This window comes from Phocaeicola massiliensis B84634 = Timone 84634 = DSM 17679 = JCM 13223, assembly GCF_000382445.1.
Lineage (GTDB): Bacteria > Bacteroidota > Bacteroidia > Bacteroidales > Bacteroidaceae > Phocaeicola > Phocaeicola massiliensis.
This window is the reverse complement of sequence record NZ_KB905472.1, coordinates 1,279,573-1,297,205: the sequence shown is the minus strand read 5'-3', so window position 1 is coordinate 1,297,205 and position 17,633 is coordinate 1,279,573. Positions and strand designations below refer to the sequence as shown.

32 protein-coding genes are annotated in these 17,633 nt (G+C 40.4%); 11 read left to right on the top strand and 21 right to left on the bottom strand.

What is annotated here, in order from left to right:
* Positions 1-79: 79 nt before the first annotated feature.
* The 11 genes from HMPREF1534_RS13475 to HMPREF1534_RS13525 all read left to right on the top strand — a co-directional run bounded on the left by HMPREF1534_RS13475 (position 80) and on the right by HMPREF1534_RS13525 (position 6,382).
* The gene (locus tag HMPREF1534_RS13475) at positions 80-448 is read left to right on the top strand and encodes a hypothetical protein (protein ID WP_005936264.1); all 369 of its coding nucleotides are present in this window, start codon (positions 80-82) and stop codon (positions 446-448) included.
* Position 449: 1 nt separating this feature from the next.
* The gene (gene tnpB / locus HMPREF1534_RS13480; protein WP_005936267.1) at positions 450-794 is read left to right on the top strand and encodes an IS66 family insertion sequence element accessory protein TnpB; all 345 of its coding nucleotides are present in this window, start codon (positions 450-452) and stop codon (positions 792-794) included.
* An 88-nt stretch (positions 795-882) separates the two neighbouring features.
* Positions 883-2,664, top strand: coding sequence for an IS66 family transposase (gene tnpC / locus HMPREF1534_RS13485; protein WP_005936270.1), 1,782 nt, complete (start codon positions 883-885; stop codon positions 2,662-2,664).
* Between the two features lie 125 nt (positions 2,665-2,789).
* The gene (locus HMPREF1534_RS13490; protein ID WP_005938207.1) at positions 2,790-3,122 is read left to right on the top strand and encodes a hypothetical protein; all 333 of its coding nucleotides are present in this window, start codon (positions 2,790-2,792) and stop codon (positions 3,120-3,122) included.
* A complete protein-coding gene (locus HMPREF1534_RS13495) occupies positions 3,106-3,351 on the top strand; it encodes a hypothetical protein (RefSeq protein WP_005938203.1) in 246 nt (81 codons plus the stop codon). Before HMPREF1534_RS13490 ends, HMPREF1534_RS13495 begins: the two co-directional genes overlap by 17 nt.
* On the top strand, positions 3,339-3,698 hold the full coding sequence (locus tag HMPREF1534_RS13500; protein ID WP_005938200.1) for a hypothetical protein: 360 nt from the start codon (positions 3,339-3,341) through the stop codon (positions 3,696-3,698). The genes HMPREF1534_RS13495 and HMPREF1534_RS13500 overlap by 13 nt, the downstream gene beginning before the upstream one ends.
* 17 nt (positions 3,699-3,715) lie before the next feature.
* A complete protein-coding gene (locus tag HMPREF1534_RS13505; RefSeq protein ID WP_005938197.1) occupies positions 3,716-4,321 on the top strand; it encodes an N-acetylmuramoyl-L-alanine amidase in 606 nt (201 codons plus the stop codon).
* Positions 4,305-4,853: a DUF6808 domain-containing protein gene (locus HMPREF1534_RS13510; RefSeq protein ID WP_005938194.1), complete on the top strand. Its 549-nt coding sequence runs from the start codon at positions 4,305-4,307 to the stop codon at positions 4,851-4,853. Before HMPREF1534_RS13505 ends, HMPREF1534_RS13510 begins: the two co-directional genes overlap by 17 nt.
* Before the next feature lie 2 nt (positions 4,854-4,855).
* A complete protein-coding gene (locus HMPREF1534_RS13515; protein ID WP_005938192.1) occupies positions 4,856-5,305 on the top strand; it encodes a hypothetical protein in 450 nt (149 codons plus the stop codon).
* An 18-nt stretch (positions 5,306-5,323) separates the two neighbouring features.
* A complete protein-coding gene (locus HMPREF1534_RS13520) occupies positions 5,324-5,836 on the top strand; it encodes a hypothetical protein (RefSeq protein ID WP_005938189.1) in 513 nt (170 codons plus the stop codon).
* Positions 5,837-5,851: 15 nt separating this feature from the next.
* The gene (locus tag HMPREF1534_RS13525) at positions 5,852-6,382 is read left to right on the top strand and encodes a hypothetical protein (protein ID WP_005938186.1); all 531 of its coding nucleotides are present in this window, start codon (positions 5,852-5,854) and stop codon (positions 6,380-6,382) included.
* 94 nt (positions 6,383-6,476) lie between these two features.
* On the opposite strand, the gene HMPREF1534_RS13530 is transcribed toward HMPREF1534_RS13525, so the two are convergent.
* The 21 genes from HMPREF1534_RS13530 to HMPREF1534_RS20265 all read right to left on the bottom strand — a co-directional run bounded on the left by HMPREF1534_RS13530 (position 6,477) and on the right by HMPREF1534_RS20265 (position 17,613).
* Positions 6,477-9,173: a hypothetical protein gene (locus HMPREF1534_RS13530; RefSeq protein ID WP_005938183.1), complete on the bottom strand. Its 2,697-nt coding sequence runs from the start codon at positions 9,171-9,173 to the stop codon at positions 6,477-6,479.
* A 7-nt stretch (positions 9,174-9,180) separates the two neighbouring features.
* Positions 9,181-9,549, bottom strand: coding sequence for a hypothetical protein (locus HMPREF1534_RS19685; RefSeq protein ID WP_005938181.1), 369 nt, complete (start codon positions 9,547-9,549; stop codon positions 9,181-9,183).
* Entirely contained in the window at positions 9,515-9,940 is a 426-nt protein-coding gene (locus HMPREF1534_RS13535; protein ID WP_005938179.1) for a hypothetical protein, read from the bottom strand. Before HMPREF1534_RS13535 ends, HMPREF1534_RS19685 begins: the two co-directional genes overlap by 35 nt.
* Before the next feature lie 36 nt (positions 9,941-9,976).
* On the bottom strand, positions 9,977-10,213 hold the full coding sequence (locus HMPREF1534_RS13540) for a hypothetical protein (RefSeq protein ID WP_005938177.1): 237 nt from the start codon (positions 10,211-10,213) through the stop codon (positions 9,977-9,979).
* A gap of 10 nt (positions 10,214-10,223) precedes the next feature.
* The gene (locus HMPREF1534_RS13545) at positions 10,224-10,427 is read right to left on the bottom strand and encodes a hypothetical protein (RefSeq protein WP_005938175.1); all 204 of its coding nucleotides are present in this window, start codon (positions 10,425-10,427) and stop codon (positions 10,224-10,226) included.
* A gap of 12 nt (positions 10,428-10,439) precedes the next feature.
* A complete protein-coding gene (locus HMPREF1534_RS20665; RefSeq protein WP_005938173.1) occupies positions 10,440-10,601 on the bottom strand; it encodes a hypothetical protein in 162 nt (53 codons plus the stop codon).
* A gap of 2 nt (positions 10,602-10,603) precedes the next feature.
* Entirely contained in the window at positions 10,604-11,296 is a 693-nt protein-coding gene (locus tag HMPREF1534_RS13550) for a hypothetical protein (RefSeq protein WP_005938171.1), read from the bottom strand.
* A complete protein-coding gene (locus HMPREF1534_RS13555) occupies positions 11,271-11,789 on the bottom strand; it encodes a hypothetical protein (protein WP_005938169.1) in 519 nt (172 codons plus the stop codon). The genes HMPREF1534_RS13550 and HMPREF1534_RS13555 overlap by 26 nt, the downstream gene beginning before the upstream one ends.
* A gap of 17 nt (positions 11,790-11,806) precedes the next feature.
* On the bottom strand, positions 11,807-12,061 hold the full coding sequence (locus HMPREF1534_RS13560; RefSeq protein WP_005938167.1) for a hypothetical protein: 255 nt from the start codon (positions 12,059-12,061) through the stop codon (positions 11,807-11,809).
* Between the two features lie 17 nt (positions 12,062-12,078).
* The gene (locus HMPREF1534_RS13565) at positions 12,079-12,369 is read right to left on the bottom strand and encodes a hypothetical protein (protein ID WP_005938165.1); all 291 of its coding nucleotides are present in this window, start codon (positions 12,367-12,369) and stop codon (positions 12,079-12,081) included.
* Positions 12,370-12,376: 7 nt separating this feature from the next.
* Complete coding sequence (locus HMPREF1534_RS13570; RefSeq protein WP_005938163.1) at positions 12,377-12,580, bottom strand: hypothetical protein; 204 nt, start codon at positions 12,578-12,580, stop codon at positions 12,377-12,379.
* A 27-nt stretch (positions 12,581-12,607) separates the two neighbouring features.
* Positions 12,608-13,093, bottom strand: a complete 486-nt coding sequence (locus tag HMPREF1534_RS13575; protein WP_005938148.1) for a class I SAM-dependent methyltransferase — start codon at positions 13,091-13,093, stop codon at positions 12,608-12,610.
* A complete protein-coding gene (locus HMPREF1534_RS0118860) occupies positions 13,086-13,280 on the bottom strand; it encodes a hypothetical protein (RefSeq protein WP_018452096.1) in 195 nt (64 codons plus the stop codon). Before HMPREF1534_RS0118860 ends, HMPREF1534_RS13575 begins: the two co-directional genes overlap by 8 nt.
* A 4-nt stretch (positions 13,281-13,284) precedes the next feature.
* The gene (locus HMPREF1534_RS13580) at positions 13,285-13,575 is read right to left on the bottom strand and encodes a hypothetical protein (RefSeq protein ID WP_005938146.1); all 291 of its coding nucleotides are present in this window, start codon (positions 13,573-13,575) and stop codon (positions 13,285-13,287) included.
* Between the two features lie 305 nt (positions 13,576-13,880).
* A complete protein-coding gene (locus HMPREF1534_RS13590; protein WP_005938140.1) occupies positions 13,881-14,198 on the bottom strand; it encodes a hypothetical protein in 318 nt (105 codons plus the stop codon).
* Complete coding sequence (locus HMPREF1534_RS13595) at positions 14,195-14,665, bottom strand: hypothetical protein (protein ID WP_005938137.1); 471 nt, start codon at positions 14,663-14,665, stop codon at positions 14,195-14,197. Before HMPREF1534_RS13595 ends, HMPREF1534_RS13590 begins: the two co-directional genes overlap by 4 nt.
* The gene (locus HMPREF1534_RS13600) at positions 14,662-14,931 is read right to left on the bottom strand and encodes a hypothetical protein (protein WP_005938134.1); all 270 of its coding nucleotides are present in this window, start codon (positions 14,929-14,931) and stop codon (positions 14,662-14,664) included. Before HMPREF1534_RS13600 ends, HMPREF1534_RS13595 begins: the two co-directional genes overlap by 4 nt.
* 12 nt (positions 14,932-14,943) lie before the next feature.
* The gene (locus tag HMPREF1534_RS13605; protein WP_005938131.1) at positions 14,944-15,816 is read right to left on the bottom strand and encodes a phosphoadenosine phosphosulfate reductase domain-containing protein; all 873 of its coding nucleotides are present in this window, start codon (positions 15,814-15,816) and stop codon (positions 14,944-14,946) included.
* Positions 15,813-16,133, bottom strand: a complete 321-nt coding sequence (locus tag HMPREF1534_RS13610; RefSeq protein ID WP_018452097.1) for a hypothetical protein — start codon at positions 16,131-16,133, stop codon at positions 15,813-15,815. Before HMPREF1534_RS13610 ends, HMPREF1534_RS13605 begins: the two co-directional genes overlap by 4 nt.
* A 122-nt stretch (positions 16,134-16,255) precedes the next feature.
* Positions 16,256-17,431, bottom strand: coding sequence for a DNA (cytosine-5-)-methyltransferase (gene dcm, locus HMPREF1534_RS0118855; protein WP_005938127.1), 1,176 nt, complete (start codon positions 17,429-17,431; stop codon positions 16,256-16,258).
* Between the two features lie 2 nt (positions 17,432-17,433).
* Positions 17,434-17,613 carry a hypothetical protein gene (locus HMPREF1534_RS20265; RefSeq protein WP_005938126.1) on the bottom strand — a complete coding sequence of 60 codons (180 nt, stop codon included), beginning with the start codon at positions 17,611-17,613 and terminating at the stop codon, positions 17,434-17,436.
* Between the last annotated feature and the right edge of the window lie 20 nt (positions 17,614-17,633).

The following is a 17,633-nucleotide window of genomic DNA, read 5'->3' as shown; positions in this document are numbered from 1 at the left end:
GTAAGCATTCTATTTTCCGCCTTGACGCACATTATTCACAAACCTACCTTTGCGCCATAACCAAATAACAACAATGATTATGGCGAAAGAAAAAGTAAACTATCAGGAGGTATATGACCTCTACCAGTTATGCAGCGAGACCAAGGATCTTCGCGAGTTCTGTGCGGATTATGGAGTAAACTACGACAAGTTCATGAACTGGCAACGTCATCAGCTTTGGAGCGAGAAGTTAGGCAAGACAGTTCAGGTTGATCAGCCCAAGGTTGCTAAAGTCCAGATAACCGGTAAACCTTGCAACAGTCCAACTGTTAAGATGGAAGTGAAACAACCGGAAGGCGAACCTCCTATTAAGTGGGTGAAACTGCAATTGACATCTGGAGCGACATTGTTTCTGAGAAACACCAGCGTTCTTGATCTGAGTCTGTTGCTTAATAAAATGATAGGATGATATGCTTGGACTGAGTGCTAACCTGAACTATTACCTGTTCAACGGTAATGTGGATTTACGGAAAGGCATCTTCCGTTTGTGTGAAAGTATAAGGCAAGAGATGTCACTTGACCCTAGTGATGCGTCCAATGTATATATGTTCATGTCCCGTAACCGGAAGGTCGTCAAGATACTTCATTACGAACGCGGTTTTTATGTGCTTTACGAGAAACGTCCTGTCATTGGAAAGTTCAAGAAACCTGTGTTTGACGAGGTGTCAAAATGCTACCGGATACAGTGGTCTGACATGGCTTACCTGACGGAAAGTATCGTAGTCGACAGAATGTATGTAACTCCTAAAGAATGAATAATAAGGCGTTGATTTACAATGGAATAATACAAAAATAATCGATAAAAAGTTTGCGTAACTGCCTGATTTTTCGTACCTTTATATCATGATTGATGAAAGAGCATACGAGTTACTTTGCTGCCAGCTGGGTCTGGCGAATGAGGAAAAAGCAGGGCTTCGCAAACAGAATAAAGAACTGATTGCGAGGCTTGAGTCTATTGAAAAATCCAACAAGGAGAACTCAAAAACTCTGATTGATACAATCAATGACCTCAAAGAATCCCTCGAAAAGCAATCAACCACGGTTGAACATTACAGGAAAGAAATGGAACTTATGAGGAAGCAGCTTGAAGCAAAAGACGAGGTGAACATGATGCTTGCAAACGAGATATCCAATCTCAGACTTCAGCTTGAAGACAGCAGGAAACACCGTTTCGGCCGTACATCTGAGCAAAGAAGGCTGCTGAACAACCGTAACATTGACAAGTCTGCAATGGAGAAGTCCGAATATGACGGTTCTGACAAGAAAGGTGATGATGATAATAAGGCCAATGGTAACGAAGCTGGTGGCAATACCTCTTCCGATAACGCAACAGCACAGAACAGCAAGCCTTCAAGAAGAAAGGAAACCGCACCACGTGCGGAAAAGACCAGGCTGAAGGTGGACAAGGTAGTGGTACATGAAATAGAAGACTATTACCAACTCCCGGATGGTGCAAGGCTTATGAACCGCAACGGAATGGCTGATGTGTGGGAATACAGGTTTATAGAACATGTGCGTGCCCATAACGTGGAACATGTGTACAAGGTGGCAAGGGTAAAGCTTGCAGACGGCACTTTCACTAACACGATGGAGCATCCCTTGAAAAACCTTGGAGGAATCTTCTCTCCTGAACTGCTTGCCCGTCTGCTTTGTCTGAAATATGACTTCAGCATGCCTGAGAACAGACAGATAAGACTGCTTGCAAGAGAAGGCATCCATATAAGCAATACCACGCTGAACAGCTATATCCACAACGGAATCTCCAGGCTTAGGGAGTTTATGGAAGATGTCTTCAAGAAGTTTGTACAACAGGCAAAATACCTTATGGTTGATGAGACTACCGAACTCGTTGGAGTTGAAACACCGGAAGGTAAGGCTTACAGGAGAAAGTACTTATGGGCTTTCTTTGCAAAGCATGTCAAGTTGGTTTATTATCATTACAATAACGGCAGCAGAGCATCTGATGTGGCAAAGACCTTCCTTGATCATTTTATGGGATCTATATCTACAGACGGATATACGGTTTACAGAATGTATGACGGAGAAGGCTCAAAGGTGCTTCATATAGGATGCTGGACGCACTGCAGGAGGTTGTGGGTTGATGCTTTGCCATCAGACAGGACGGCGATGGACATAATAGATTCTATCGGTGATTTATTCAGGAATGAAGACCTGTTCCGCACAATGAAACTCAGCAGTGAGAAGATAAAGGAAAAAAGACTTAAACTTACGGGACCTGTTCTTGAACGTATACATCATAAGGTGGTCATGATGATGCAGGATGCGAAGATCATGGCTAACGAACTGATAAGAAAGGCTGCGAACTACACGATAAACCAGTGGAAATCCTTGAGAAATATCCTCAAGGACGGTTCAGCGGAAATATCCAACAATCTCTGTGAGCAAAGAATGAAACCTGTAAAGCTGCTGCTCAAGAACTGTATGAATATAGGAAGTGAGGCAGCCGCAGAAAACTCGGCATTCATCTTCTCCCTGATAGAAAGCTGTAAGTTGAACGATATAGATCCTCAGGATTACCTGAAGCACTTGTTTGAATGTATTCTTCATGGTAAGGACTGCGACAAGAAGGCTCTTCTGCCATGTTTTTATAAATCGGAATGTTAAAACTAAACTATTTTCTTACGGACATTTTTATTTTATCGGCTGAAAAACAGCCGATAAAATTGTCGTAGCGGAAAATAGAATGGTTACACCATAAACCCACACTTTCCGAAGTCAAGGAACTTGTTGTGTCCGCTATAAACACGGCTACGGAGGAAAAGATTATAAACGGCTTTGTCTGGAACGGGAAAGCGGTATATCTTTCACCCGAAAACCAATTAAACTTTTCCGCTATAGAACGTAGTGAAAAGATTCCTTATCCGCTTATTCTAAAAATCAATGAACAGGAAGATGGTACGCCCATCTATCATACTTTCGAGAATGCAGATGATTTTATTGCGTTCTCCCAAGCAGCGTGCGCCTATGTGATAAAGACTGTTCAGGAAGGGTGGAAAGAAAAGGATGAAGTGGATTGGACGGTATTTAATTTAAAAAGTAATAACGATGAAAAAGTTGATTGAATGGCTCGGAATGAGTAACAGGTGGAAACACCTCGTAGGAGGACTGATTATCGGCATTTTTGCATTTGGTTGGTTTACCGCAATGTATGCCGGAGTTTTGACAGCAGGTGCTTTGGAATATAAAGACAAGGTGTATGGCGGTAGATGGGATTGGATTGACTTTGGTCTTACAGTAGCCGGAGCAATGATAGGACAACTAATAGGAGGAACTTTAATATGGAACAACTAAGCACGATTATCCAAGTTGTCGGTTCGCTCATCACATTAGTTATATTGCCCTTGCTATTGCTTAGAAGCAAAAAGAAACAGGCAGATGCCGAGGCTGAAAAAACCGAAGCAGATAACATCACAGCTTATGCAGCTGAATGGAAAGAATTGTACGAGAAGAAGGAAAAGCGAGTTGTCGAACTGGACGCCAAAATTGACCACCTTTACGCCGAGATAACCAAGTATCGTGATGCTATCCGCGAGCTAAGCGAAAAGAACAGCGAGCTTGCCGTTCAGAATCAAGCACTGGAATTCCGGAAATGCAATAAACATGGTTGTGCTGACCGCGTCCCACCAAGCGAATATTAACCAAATAAATTATAAGTATGAAGATATTGATTGATAACGGGCATGGTGAAAACACTCCCGGAAAACGTAGTCCTGACGGTTCGTTGCGTGAATATGCTTATGCACGTGAAATTGCAGATAGAATAGCACATGAACTTTCCGCAAGAGGTTATGATGCCGAACGCATTGTTCGGGAAACAGTAGATGTTCCACTATCAGAACGTGCAAGGCGTGTAAACGAAGTTTGCGGACGATATGGAACGGCCAATGTAGTTCTTGTTTCTATCCACTGCAATGCTGCCGGAAACGGTGCAGAATGGATGAACGCAAGAGGATGGAGCGCTTATACATCGAAAGGCAAGACAAAGGCTGATAAACTGGCAACTTTCTTGTATGAAGAAGCTGAAAAAAACTTTATCAGTCAAAGAATACGCAAAGATAATTCTGACGACGATCCTGACTGGGAAGAAAACTTCTATATTTTGAGCAAGACAAAATGCCCGGCTGTACTTACGGAAAACTTTTTTCAGGATAACAAGGATGATGTCCTGTACCTTTGTTCCGAAGAAGGCAAACAAGCTATTGTCAAAACCCATGTAGAGGCAATAACCAGATATATTCAGAAGTATGGTAAAATGGTTTAAAGATATTGTAGCAATATTGTTTGTGGTATTATTTTTCACATCACTGTTTTTTAATGTGCGTTTTTGCATATCGAATAAAAAGTTACCTATAAATGATACCACAAGAATAACTGTTTTCGATACCATACCCTATTACAAGCCTGTACCCAAGGATAGTACCGTTATTAAATACATCACGCAGGTTCTTCCTACTGCAAAACCGGATAGTACGAAACAGACTCCGGACGTAGCAGATACGACTAAACCTCCAAATAAAGACAAAGACAGTGTTGAGGTTGAAATCCCCATTACGCAGAAGATGTATGAAACAGACACATATCGGGCTTATGTAAGTGGCTTTCATCCACAACTTGACAGCCTGATACTTTTTGCCGGGCGTGATATAATGACCGTAACAGGTAATTATCCCAAACCCAAGAAGAAAAAGTTCAGTATCAGTCTGCAGGTAGGATATGGAATAACATTGAGAGAAACGCCGCAATTTTCTCCATGTCTTAGTGTAGGTTTATCGTACAATTTGTTTGATTTCTGATTATGATAGATATTATATTAACGGTCAATAAGGAAAAAGTATATGAAGAGGTAGCAAAGACCACATCGTACACCGGTGCGAAAATGGATGATGAGCTTGCCTACGATCGTATATTTACGACGGATGAGGATAAAAGCATGCTTGAACGTTTTTGGTGCGAGAGTAAGAATACCATATGCAACAGTTTAAAGAAAATGCTTCTTGACGAAACGGAAGCTGACAGTGAATACAGGCTTTCGTTGGGGCTGTCGAATTCATTCGATGAAGCTCTAAAAGAAAGTATGCAGCGTAGCTTGTTTTCATTCTTCGTGATGAATGTCACTGCAAAGTGGTACACGTTTACCAATAAGGAAGAAGCTGCCGGATATGCAACGGAAGCTGCTACCTATATGGAGGATATAATGCGTAAGGCATTTTTCAAAAGAAAGCCCATGCGCCCGACATACGAATAATCATTAATTCAAAATATTATGGCAGAAAATAAGAAAACATTAACCGTGACACAACAGGTCAAAGAACTTGTCTATGATATTCAGAACAAAGCGTATTTGACGGGACAGGCACGAGAAGCGGCCGGCAAGAGCTATCAAGTCGCATCCAATATGCAAGCAAGTGATGACGATGAAAACAGCTATCAGATACGTCGTTCGTTGGCCAATGCCTTTTCCTCTTTAAAAAGTCTGCTTGGAGAGTATCTCAATGAGGATAATACAACAAGCGATAACCTGATGGATGAAGAGATAGATAATAACGGTAAACTTTCATTGGAGTTTTTGCTTCCGTCTAACTATAACAACGCTTCGGCGGACGCACTGGGAAATGGCATACATTCATATCTTGTAGATATGGCACTTGGAGAGTGGTTTGCCATAACCAGTCCGGAAGATGCCAATGCGTATATACAACACTCCGGGGTGAGTCTTGAAAACGTGAAGCGTGCACTCTACAAACGCAGCCGTCCGGAAAGACCGACTTATGATTAATTGATGTTCAAGCCTATGGTATATTGTCAAAACAGCCAGTCTAAAACAAAAGCGGTAACACTTGTATTTAAAAGGGAAGAACTGCTTTACGATGCGGAGAATTATTCTTTTGTGGAGGGCGACATTATGCAAGCGGAAGATGAACACGCCAGACATCAAGTATTCGACATCGGTCAGGACGGTAATGTGGACAGAGTTACGAGAATACTTAACCTCGTGCATTCTGAATGCGTGGAAATGTTGTTTCCTTATACGAAAGAAGAAATTTCCGATAAGCAGGAACCCCTTGATAATGTTATGACCGTGCCGGAAGAATACCTCATAACCCTTGTTTTGCCTGTGGAATTTTCATTGTCTACCGTGAAGTTGCTGAAACATCTGATACACGAATATATGGTCTGCAAGGTCCTTGCCGACTGGATGAGCATAACAAATCCAGGCAGCCAAGCCAACTGGGAAGATAAAGCCCGAAATATCCGAATCAAGATACAGACTTCCCTTGTTTCACGAAAAGGCAAGATAAGACGAAAACTAAAACCGTTTTAAGAATAGACAAGAGCCGGGGTGCATCACGCATACCGGCTCTTTCTCCTTATAAACAATCTGATAACCTTAAAAATAACTGACCTATATGTTTCATTTATCGTAGTCTGTTGAGCATACGGGGATTGAACTGGACACTAAATCCTAACAGGCTTTCGGATTTGTCAAGTGTACAAATGAGTGCAATTCTAAATGCTTTGTACGGTGTTCCTCTGAAACCACGCATATATTTGTCTGTACTGCTCCATACAGTATGCCAATTAAACAAATCATTCGAACCGTACAGTACTTGTACTACATGTCCCGACTTAAAATATCCACGTTGAATGATGGTATCTATCGTCTTGAACACATCTGGCTCATCCATTTTGAAAGGGCGGGTAACCACTAATGCCGTTATGTTTTCAGCAGATGATGTAGAAAAATCCACAAGTCTGTTTCCGTCAGCCATTGCTAATGCTTCCGGATACGAATTGACATTGTTCACTATGTCTGACAGCATCATTCCCCAAAGCTTTGACTTCAACGAAAACACATAAGCATAGCGTACAGCCGGGTTATACACAATGATATGCTGATTGGTATAATCATATATCATCCGGCAAGCGGCAAGAAAATCAAAAAACGGAATCATAGCAATATCGTCAAGAGCCGTTCGTTCATTTTCGCTTGCTTTTCCATTATAAACTGATAGAAGTTTATCCGATCTTGGCAAATCAGAAATAGAAAACAAATCTTCCGCATTTAAACTTTCTGATATGCACTGCACAGTAGAACCACTTATCAGCATAATACCTCTATTGGTGGCAAACAGCACTGCATTATCAATTTGTGTGATACTGTTCGTATTTATACAAACCTCCCGTGTTACAGGTTGCCGTGCTGAGTATGATCCCGTATTTGATACTTCTAAGGCCCATACACCTTCTGATGTAAAAGCATAAAGTGGAAACTGACCGAACTGTCCCTCTGATAAAGCTTTTACAGCCGAAGATATACCAAGAATAGTGCCAGTACCTATTGTATTGATACCGAGAACCGGAAAGTGAAATGGATTATTGATTTCCGATGTGTATATTTTGTTCGGTAAATCAATTATTCGCTGTTCACGGGGACTTGCTGTAGGATAATCACTAAGTCCTGTCGGAGGATTTTCCCAACCGGCAAAATAAAAAGCTCCGTTAAGGAATTTGTGCTGTTCAAGTGGCACTTCATAATATTGTGGTAATCCATAATGCGTCACAATAACTGCTTTGTATGCGTTTATATTAGGGTAGAACAAAAACAGCAATGGCGGATCCAATATTGACGCTTGATAAGATTCTCCATTGACCACTATGTCCCGACCATCCTGCTTGATATAGAAGTATACAGAAACAGGCATTGTTCCATCAAAATAAGTAGGGGACATTCCATCAAAATTAGCAACATATCCGTTGGTATATGTAATCATCGCTCCTGTGTTATACAAGTTATATAATTCTTTTTGAATGTTTGCGATGTTAAGTCTTGAATTATAAACAAACGAATAATGTGGAAGCAATTTATCATGACTGTCATAATCATCTGTCATAACTTCTCGTGTTACCAATGACTGTAGATAATCTTCTTCGATTACCAGTTTTGTACGTGTAGTGGAAAGTTGTTCAATACGGAGACTTTCAAGCAGGTAGAATTGCGATGTTGAACGAATATCCTCTTTTACATCATCAATACTTCTACGAGGAATCATCAAACGTCCACTTGGATAAGTCAGTCCGTTGGGGTCAAATGTAAAGGCATATAGTTTATTGAATGTATGATGTTGATAACGAATTGGAAATTTGGAGGTAGAAGCTGCTTGATTTATATGTTTGCATACACAATAAGAATTATAGTTTTCCGATTGTGCAAATCTTGTACATTTTCCGTTTTGGTCATAAGTATAAATAGGTTTTGAAACAAACACATCAACAGATCGAACTATATCTTTCCAATTTTTAAGCATATCAAGGCGAGACTGAAGAACAACGGCACAATCAAGGTCGTGTATCATTCCACATATTCGAAGTTGCGCATCTGTATACTTTCCCTTTCCCGTCAGGTGTGTCCAAAAAACTTGCGGTGCAAGGTCTGATGAAGCAATCATCAGAATCGGAGCCGAGTGCATTGTCAATGTTCCATCGTATAGCCGATAGGCGTATCTTACAAAGAAAGGAAAAATGAATTTGCCCTTATTTGTAGACCTTTCAGCAATAAATTTATTGATATGGGCAAGTACTTGGTCTGTAATTCGCGTTTTATTGTTATCAGAGAATTCATTCCAAATGCTGCCTTCACTAATAGCATCAAATGATATTGAAAATTCATCTGTCCGAACCATTTCACCCTGCAACCCAAATGAAAGTGGGCATTCAGGTATTTTTGTACCAAGATATAAATATCCGTCATTATTTCCTTTCCATAGAAAATAATGCATACCGTCAGTTGACAAGATGAGAAGCGTATTGCCAATAGCTGTTACCTGATATACCTCGTTAAATGAACGAAGAAAAACAGGCTGATGTGCGTCAGAACCATTCCACCAACTGATAGAATTGTTGTTAAAGATGATATAGTGCTTGAAGTTAGCCGATTTATGAATATACATAACCGAATCACCACCTTTGAATTGTAATACTTCGGATGGCGGCAATATGGGTTTAAGTGCACCGTTTTCGGGAATAACACCTATCGATGTTGCCAAGTCCCCATCGGCGCACTCATAGTCCGATGGGTTGGCAGAATACCCGTTGTATTTTATTTCTTTAATCATATCTTTCTTACAAAAGGAGTTTGGTAATGATTGGTAGCAATGTGCCATGATATTGGCTTTCCTTAGGCTCTCCAACGCATAATCTCGCCTTGTCTGTTACACCCGACACATCAAGTATGGCGGAGCACAGCCTTTTAGATGAGGCTCTGAAATGTTTCCCTTGCCTATTGGATGGAAACACACATGCTTCATGCCGACCGCCGGTTGGTGAGCGGTATCTGACATAAAGATATAATTCTCCGTTCTCACTCATAATATCCAGGACATCACCTCGCGAGAGATGAAGTTGCTTGGCTATATGAGATGTAATGTCTATTCTTCCCGAAGAATAGAATACTATATCAGCCTTTCTTGTATTTCCTAATATACTTTCCATTGGGCTTTTCAATTTGATAATAGATGAGACCTTTGCTTGTATGATGTATAGACACAGACAGTTTGACTATACTATCACCGGGTAACCCATGCTCATAAAGCATAAGACCGACCGACGGGCACAGACTTTCAAAGCCTATGCACTTATACTTGTCATTATATTGAATATCGCATAGTTGCGTCGGTTGTCCGATATTTGGATTGACGGTGAAGCCGAAAGAATCTTGTCCGGCAATTCTGAAAACAAACACTTGGGCTGCATCGCCCTTTTTCGCCTTACCTTTGATATGGAGAAACAAGCGTTTGGATAGCGTGATTGAATTGTCGTTACCATCGGCAATCACATAGTAGTTACGTGACTGCCACCATGTTTTTAGTTTTTTGATAATCATAATACGAAAATAGAATGATTCACAGATTATTATGGTTTAACTTTTTACAGACGAATCGAAATATATCCGGCGTGAACGGAAAGAAACTGTTTCGACAAATCGGAATGACAGAGTTGTTTCGATTTCCAGTCGATGCCGGTTGGCGGCTTCTTTTGTTGCAAAAATGTAAGAACAGATTTCTTGCTTTGTTGTTCCTTTTGTTGCTACAATGTTGGCATAATATTTGCGTCCGAAAAGGAATGCCATGATTTCTTTTAATACAGTTGAGTTCATATTGTATGATTTAATCAGTGAATAAATTTGTCTGTCGGGGTTCTTTGGAAACGGAAGAAACTCCGGTAATACTATTTACACGTTCAATTTCTCCGTCAATTTCCGTTTCAAATGCCTTGCATTTCCGCAAGTTTTGTTGGGTGCGACACTTGAAATAGTCTTTCTGTGCTTTGCGCATCAGAACTACCTTGGTAAAGAATGTTTTTGCATCCATATGATAAATACATTAAAATTCTTTATGGGTTGCTAATTGATAATCTTTCTTTTCTTCTTCTGATAGTTCGTTGTAGCAGCTTTCGCAAACAACAGGGTAACCGTGTTCTTCTTCAAAGTACACACCACAAAGTTGGCAACACCAACCGTCTATAATATCTTCTGCAATGCTCATGATTATTTCATTAATTCAAATTCATAAACCCACACCCACGGATTACTTTCCCATGTGCCTTCGTCGGACACTTTGTCAATGAGGTCGGCATAGGCATATTGAGGAGTAGAGTAAGCACGTCCCCATCCGAGCTTACCGGCGGCTTCTTTCAATGACATAGATGGATAATACCCAGTTATGTACTGAGGAGCTTTTGTCGGAATACTATGTACAATCTTCACAACACCTTCTGCCAAGCAATCTTCATCAGAAATATCCTGCAATCGCTGTATGCGGACGTTGGTTATGCGAATTTGATGGGGCATGAGGTTAGGTGCAACAAACATTTTGTTGTTCCAGCCCTTTTGACAACAAGCAGTTTCTTTGACATATCCATCTATTTCGGGAATGCTTCTATACAAGACCTTATCAGGTCTAAAACCTGCGTTCTTATAGCTTTGCGCTACAGCCACAATTTCACCAACCTTGTAACGTGGTAGAATTTCTCCGCCGTCAAATTCTCTTTCGTCTGCATCGTACATACATGGCCAGCCAACTACTTTCTTATCGGACTGACGTATATGTATGTTGAATCCGGCTACCCATTCCCCTTTAAATTCTCTCGGACATTTGATGACTCTTCGGGTCTGCGTCTTCCGACCATCCAATACAGCCTGAGTTAAGCCGTATTTATCGTTGAACATTATCTTTTTCATTGTAGTATTCTTTGTTAAAGCGTCCATTGTCAATCAGCCAACCAATAGCCAATACACAAGATTCGATAGGTGATGCGGTTTCAAAGGATTTCACATAAGGATAAGAGAGTAACCATGCATCGCTTGTTTCGTGAAACAAGCCAAAAACATTCTCACTGGTTCCTATTCTGATTTCGGTCGGAAGTAACTCCAACAGCCTACACAAACTCCATGCAGGGACATCCTCACCCCACAATCTATCAAATACTTCTTCACCGGTCATCGGTGTTCCATCTGGATGCTTATGAAAAGGCGATGCTAACTTTGCTATTCTTTCCGGCGTCCAAAACTTCCCTCTTGATGTTGGCGGCTTAGTTTGCAACTCCCATTCCAATGCAGGTACTTTACTCTTTGTGTAATGATACACCATATCTGCCGTTCCCGGCTTTAGTCCCAAAGCAAGCAATCTTTTTGACTGCTCATGGGTAGTACATATTTGCGATTTAAATTCCATTGCTCTTATTTTTGTTATTAGTTAAAACTGATTGCCACATACCTATAGAACCGTATGTATCCGAAACAATAAGAGGGATTCTCTGTATTATCACCTATCTCAATTCGCACGTTATAGCCTTTCATCCGTAAAAAGCGTGCAGCTATTTCATAGGTGGTGTATCGTTTCTCATGAATGTCCCAGTAACTGATTCCACGCTCTGTCTGAGGAATGCCTTTTTTCCGAATCTTCTTAAAGGATTTGATGGTTCGTATGATTTCTTTTTTATTCATATTTGTTCCGATTTGAATTATTTGTTTAGAATCTGCTTCATACACCTGCGAAACTCTTTTACAGATCCGGGATTCATGTTTTTACTAAGCATAATTTGGAAAATCTCCACCGGATTATACTTTCTGTATTCAACAGGGATTTTGCCAAATACTCCGTATTCTAAGATCGTATCTCTGATATCCATTGGAATTTTCAAAACTTTCAATGCTTTCTGCTGTTGTGGAATTGAATACGGTTGATAATTACTATCCCAATTTCCAAATACGGAAGTGACATAAAGAATCTTTCTTGCTAATCTTTTTTTCATATCTTTCCTAATTTGTTTTGAATTTATTTATAGTAGTATTTTTGTTAAACAGAGCCATAACAATCAATGCTAAAGCTACTTTCAATAATTGCTTTTTCCCAACAATTACGACATTACTACGATTTAGCCCATCATCAGTCTTGATACTGTACCAATTCTTATAAGGTGGCAGTACCTTATAGATATATATTTTCCCAATTACCTTTTTCATACTTATATTTTCAAATTTTATAATCCGTTATTCGTTAATTGGTAATTTCATAAAGCACATCCACATGGTCTTTCCATGTCTTCCGGTGGTATGCCCAAACAGAGGTTGCCGTTCGATAGCTTTCAACACTTCTTTGACTGTTATTTGGTCTTCATTCCATTTGAAAATCAAAACTCCGTAGTCTTCCAGCACACGAAAGCATTCATCTACGCCCTTCTTTATCAATCTTGGCCAATCTTCAGGAAGTTTACCATACTTCTTGGCTAACCAACTATCTTTACCAACCTTTAGCAAATGGGGAGGGTCAAATACTACCAGTTTAAAGGATTCATTCAAGAATGGCATTGCCGTAAAGTCAGATACAACGTCTGGGTGGATTTTCAAACTTCTACCATCACAAAGAATGTGTTCTTCATCTCTGATGTCAGTAAATAAGACCAAAGGGTTTTCTTTATCAAACCAAAACATCCTACTGCCGCAACAGGCATCTAATATGATTTTTGCTTTACTCATTTCTTATTGTTTTGAATTTCTTGTTTTTTTCTTTTTCTGCTACTCTGGCTCCTTTCTTGAAACCCTCTACAAAGCTGTCAAAACAAGCTCTATGGATTTCTAAAGTGCATCTTTGCATAAGTGGGCAAATCGAACATTTTTGGCTAAGCCCTGCGGACTTTTTAGCGAGTTTCGTTACATTTTTCATTGGTTTATCCTTTCATTCTGCCTAAAAAAGCAAGTTTAATCACATCATATTGAGTTCCTATCCACGCAAATTCCAACATGGCATTATCGTCTGCAATGTCATTAATTTGCATGATTGGGTAGTTACCTTGATTTGTGCTATAACAAACACACGAACTGTAAATAAAATCCTCAACCTCTTCTTGACTTCTTGGAACATTGAAATAACTGTCAAGGCTTCCGATTATATGCTCTTTCAAGTATTCGGAGCTATATGCAGCAGCAATCTTATCTTGATTTCTAAGTGCATATCTCATAACTCATCTTTATCTCCTAATTCAGACAACGCTTGTTCAAACTCTTTGAGTTTCTTAATGGCGTAATCTCTACGATAAGTGATTATATCACGACTTGTATAATTTGTATAGAACCGGTCTATAAGGTTTTGAATAAAAAACCTTTCAGGCTCTTCGCAATGATTCAATAGAATTACATAATTCGTGTTTCGTGGGTGGAAACATAGGAATCTATAATAATTCACTTTGCCGCAAGAACATTCAATTAAGCGTTCATCAGTCTTTAATTTCCTAATGTCTTCAGTGTTCAATATAGGTTTCATGATTTAATCCTCCATATTAGGTAGTAAATCTTCGATGTATGCCCAACGGATAATTTCTGCTTTTTTGTAAAAGTTATCCCAATTCATCGAATCAGGGATTACGTTAAATCTACCATTTTTGCATTGAGCAAGATAATTTCTTTTCCTTTCCGGACATTCTTTTGCATCATGCCACACGCTGTTGATGCGCCATTCTGCGCCCCATTCCGCAGCTTTAGTGTGTTCTAAAAACCTATCTACAAAACCTAGATTATTCGGGTCTGCTACAAACGCTTTTGCACGAAGATGCTCCTTTATTGCATCCTTGATGTCCTTTTTCATTCTTCAACTCCTTTCGGTTTGCTAATCTGTTTCCAATGGGTTATCTTATATTTATTCGTTATCTCCGCTATCCGCTTCAAATCATCTTTCGTCCAACCTAAACCATTCCAAACGGATAGCAAGTAATCAGTATGCAATTCATCATCGTCCAAGTTCAAATACTCGACACGGAGAATACATTTCGTTCCAATTACCGGCATATCTTCCGTATTTTCTTTACACTCGTGCCATTCCTCAAACTCATTCCAACGCCTTGCTATCTCTTCGCAAAGGATGTTTGAACTTTCCACATCACCTAAGTGGATTTCGGCTATTTGGTAATTCATCCCGTCCTTTATACAAAGTTCTGCATCCAATTCATCCGCACCAAATAAGCGTTTGCCTCGTGCTGGTAGGCAAATAAGTTTCAATGTATCAGTATCTAATTCGCCTTTGGCGTATGCCCAATTCAGTTTTATTTTTGTCATAACCCAAAAATATTTTTGTAAAATTCAAAATTTCTGTTTTCTACCTTTGCATCTTCCGGATAATAAGTAGCGCGATGATACCATTCTTGATAGCATTTCGGGCAAAACCATTGATTTAGCACAGCTATGTAATAGCCTGTAGATGCAGTTTCGTTGCAGTAGTCACAAATTCCTATTGCACCATATTGTCCTAATTCCTCTACAAGTTCTTTCCTACTTATTTGGATTACCTTGAATCCTTTTTTATTGTCTTTTATATTTGCCATACCATTCCTTTTTTATTCACAAAGCCCATAGTAGCTCATACAACTTGTTGCCACATCATCATCGAACAGAGAACCACCTGCACGTTTACTTTGTACATAACGAACAACATCGCTGATTAGAGGATATTCACCCTTATAATACTTAGATGAAATTTTATCAGGGCCGAAAAAACTGCTGTTGAACTGTTGTTCGAGACCTGCAATGTAGCTTATCCTTTCTGGCTCTTGTACGCTGATATTGTAAATGTCTTGTTGTGAAGCCATCACGCAAGGAAAGCAACCAACACGTTTGTAGCCCATTCGGTAGAGCGGATTAGGCTGTATTCCATTTTCAAGTATATAGTCAATCACTTGTTGTGCCGACCAATCGAATACCGGACGCAATAGGTCATCAGCATATTTCTTTCGAAATGCCAATACATCTTTACGACGATAGGTGTGGTACTTGTCCTTACCATTCTTATCCTTACCGTATGGCTGCACATAATACTTGAAGTACGTACATTGCTTGGACATTTCGGCACGCTTGGCACTCTCGGCAGCACGTATTCCTTGTATAATCAGAACATCATCGTTTACTTCATCGAGTATGTAGTCAATCATCGGAATGGTTTTCAATTCAGATGTGCAGAATCTCCGTTGCGAGGATGGCCAGCGTGATTTCTTTTTTGTCAAATCTACCATGCCGTTAAACTTCTTTGACTTGACGGTAATGAGATTTAAGCCAAGTTGTTCCTGTACTTCTTCGATATATTTATAGGTCAATGGGTGTTCCCAACCTGTATCACAAAATACTGTAATAAAATCTTTTGTTAGGTTATTACGCACCCAAAGAAGTGATGCAAGACTATCTTTGCCACCACTGAATGAAACTATTACTTTCATCCTTTACCTCCTTTCTTCAATTCTGCAATAAGAGCATCAGCACCGCTAATGCTCCACTGGGCTAACGTTTCGCTACTTGCATCCACACACTGATTATGTGAATTGGCTGAAAATCCTTTCATTAGCTCTTTCGCAATCTCGTATCTGCGTTGTTCCCAGTCTATGGCTTTTTCAAATTCAAGTGCTGTTCCGGGCATTCTTCGACCGTCTTTCGTTATGAATGAACCGCATAAAACCTGCATAGTACCTGACGGTTCAACATCTATGACCTCGCCGGTAACCTTTACTTTAGCTTTAAGTTTTTCAGCAGCTCTCATTTGTCTCGTGTGTTCTGCTACACAAGTTTTACACCTGTTAGGATATGATTTGCTGAACTCTGAAATATGCTTTGTTTGCCCGCACTCTGTGCATTTTTTATAAATTGAATTGTCCATGGTTATTATTGATTATAAGTTTCTTGAATAGCTTGGAATATCTCATACATTACTTGTGGAACAATCGCATTGCCATATGCCTTTATCGATTCCTGCCGCCACTTTGAAAAGGCAATACCGTCCAATCTGGTGGAAATCCCATCATCTCGGCTACAAACAGGGGATTGAGTTGGGAAGCGTGACCAGTCTTCCGGGCAATAAGGTGGTTCAATTGGCTTTTTCTCGTTTTTCCGTCCTTCCTGTCTGCCGGAGTTCCTGTATTGTAACAGCTCGCTGTCGGAGTAGGCAACATTCCGTTTACTGCCATTGCTGTCAAAGCTGTGCCCATTTGGCTGTTCGGATTGTATTTCTTGCTGTATTTGTCCGCTTCCCGAGCATTGGGAGTAGGAAGCAACCGAACCATTCTCGCAAGTCCTACGCTTCCGTTCTGTCCGTTCTGATTGATTTTCTTCGGAGTACCGTTTCTGGTCGTAGCAAATTGGTCGTTCTTGCCAATTATCGCTCCAGTTGTTGCATCGCTTGCCATCGGTGTCGGAAGCAGTCCTACCGGATAGAATGTTGTCTTCCCATTTTCGTTGCATACCTTTAACCCCTGCGTCTGCACGGTGGGCAATAAAGAAGACACGGTCTCTTCTGTGCGGCGCTCCGACGGCACAAGCCGGAATAACAACCGGTTGGACGGAATATCCTTCACGTTCAAGGTCGTTACACACTGTTTCGACGACGTATTCCTGCCGATGCAATATTCTTTCTCGGTCAACCTCTCCGAACAGAGATTCTTCACGTCCCAACGCAGTTTCACTGCCGGGTTGTACCATTGAGAGGATTCCAGCAACGTTTTCACCAACAACCCAATCGGGCTGAATCTCCCGTATCGCTCGTAGCATTTCCGGCCAGAGATAGCGGTTATCTTCCGCTCCCTTTCGCTGTCCGGCAACGGAAAAGGGCTGACAGGGAAAACCTCCGGTGAGGACATTGATTTTTTCCCGCCACTCTGTAAAATCTGTTTTCGTGATGTCTTCATAACTTTTGCTGTTTGGGAACCAATAATCAAGTATTTTTCTCCCGAACGGGTTTATTTCACAATGGAACATATTTTTCCAGCCCATTATCTCGGCAGCTATTTCCGAACCACCGATGCCGCTGAACAAACTACCATGGGTAAACTTGTTCTTTTCCATGATTACGGATTTTTTGTTTTTGCTACTTCAGTTGGTTCATAGTACTTGCATTTGTCTGTTTCCGGATTGTATGCCGGACATACCCATCGCAAACGTATATCGGGTGAATCGGGCAAATAGCGTTTACAACTCTTGCGAATTGAGCAGGTAACGCCCGAACAATAACTATAATCTGTATTCATCGTCGTAATGTTTTTAATTA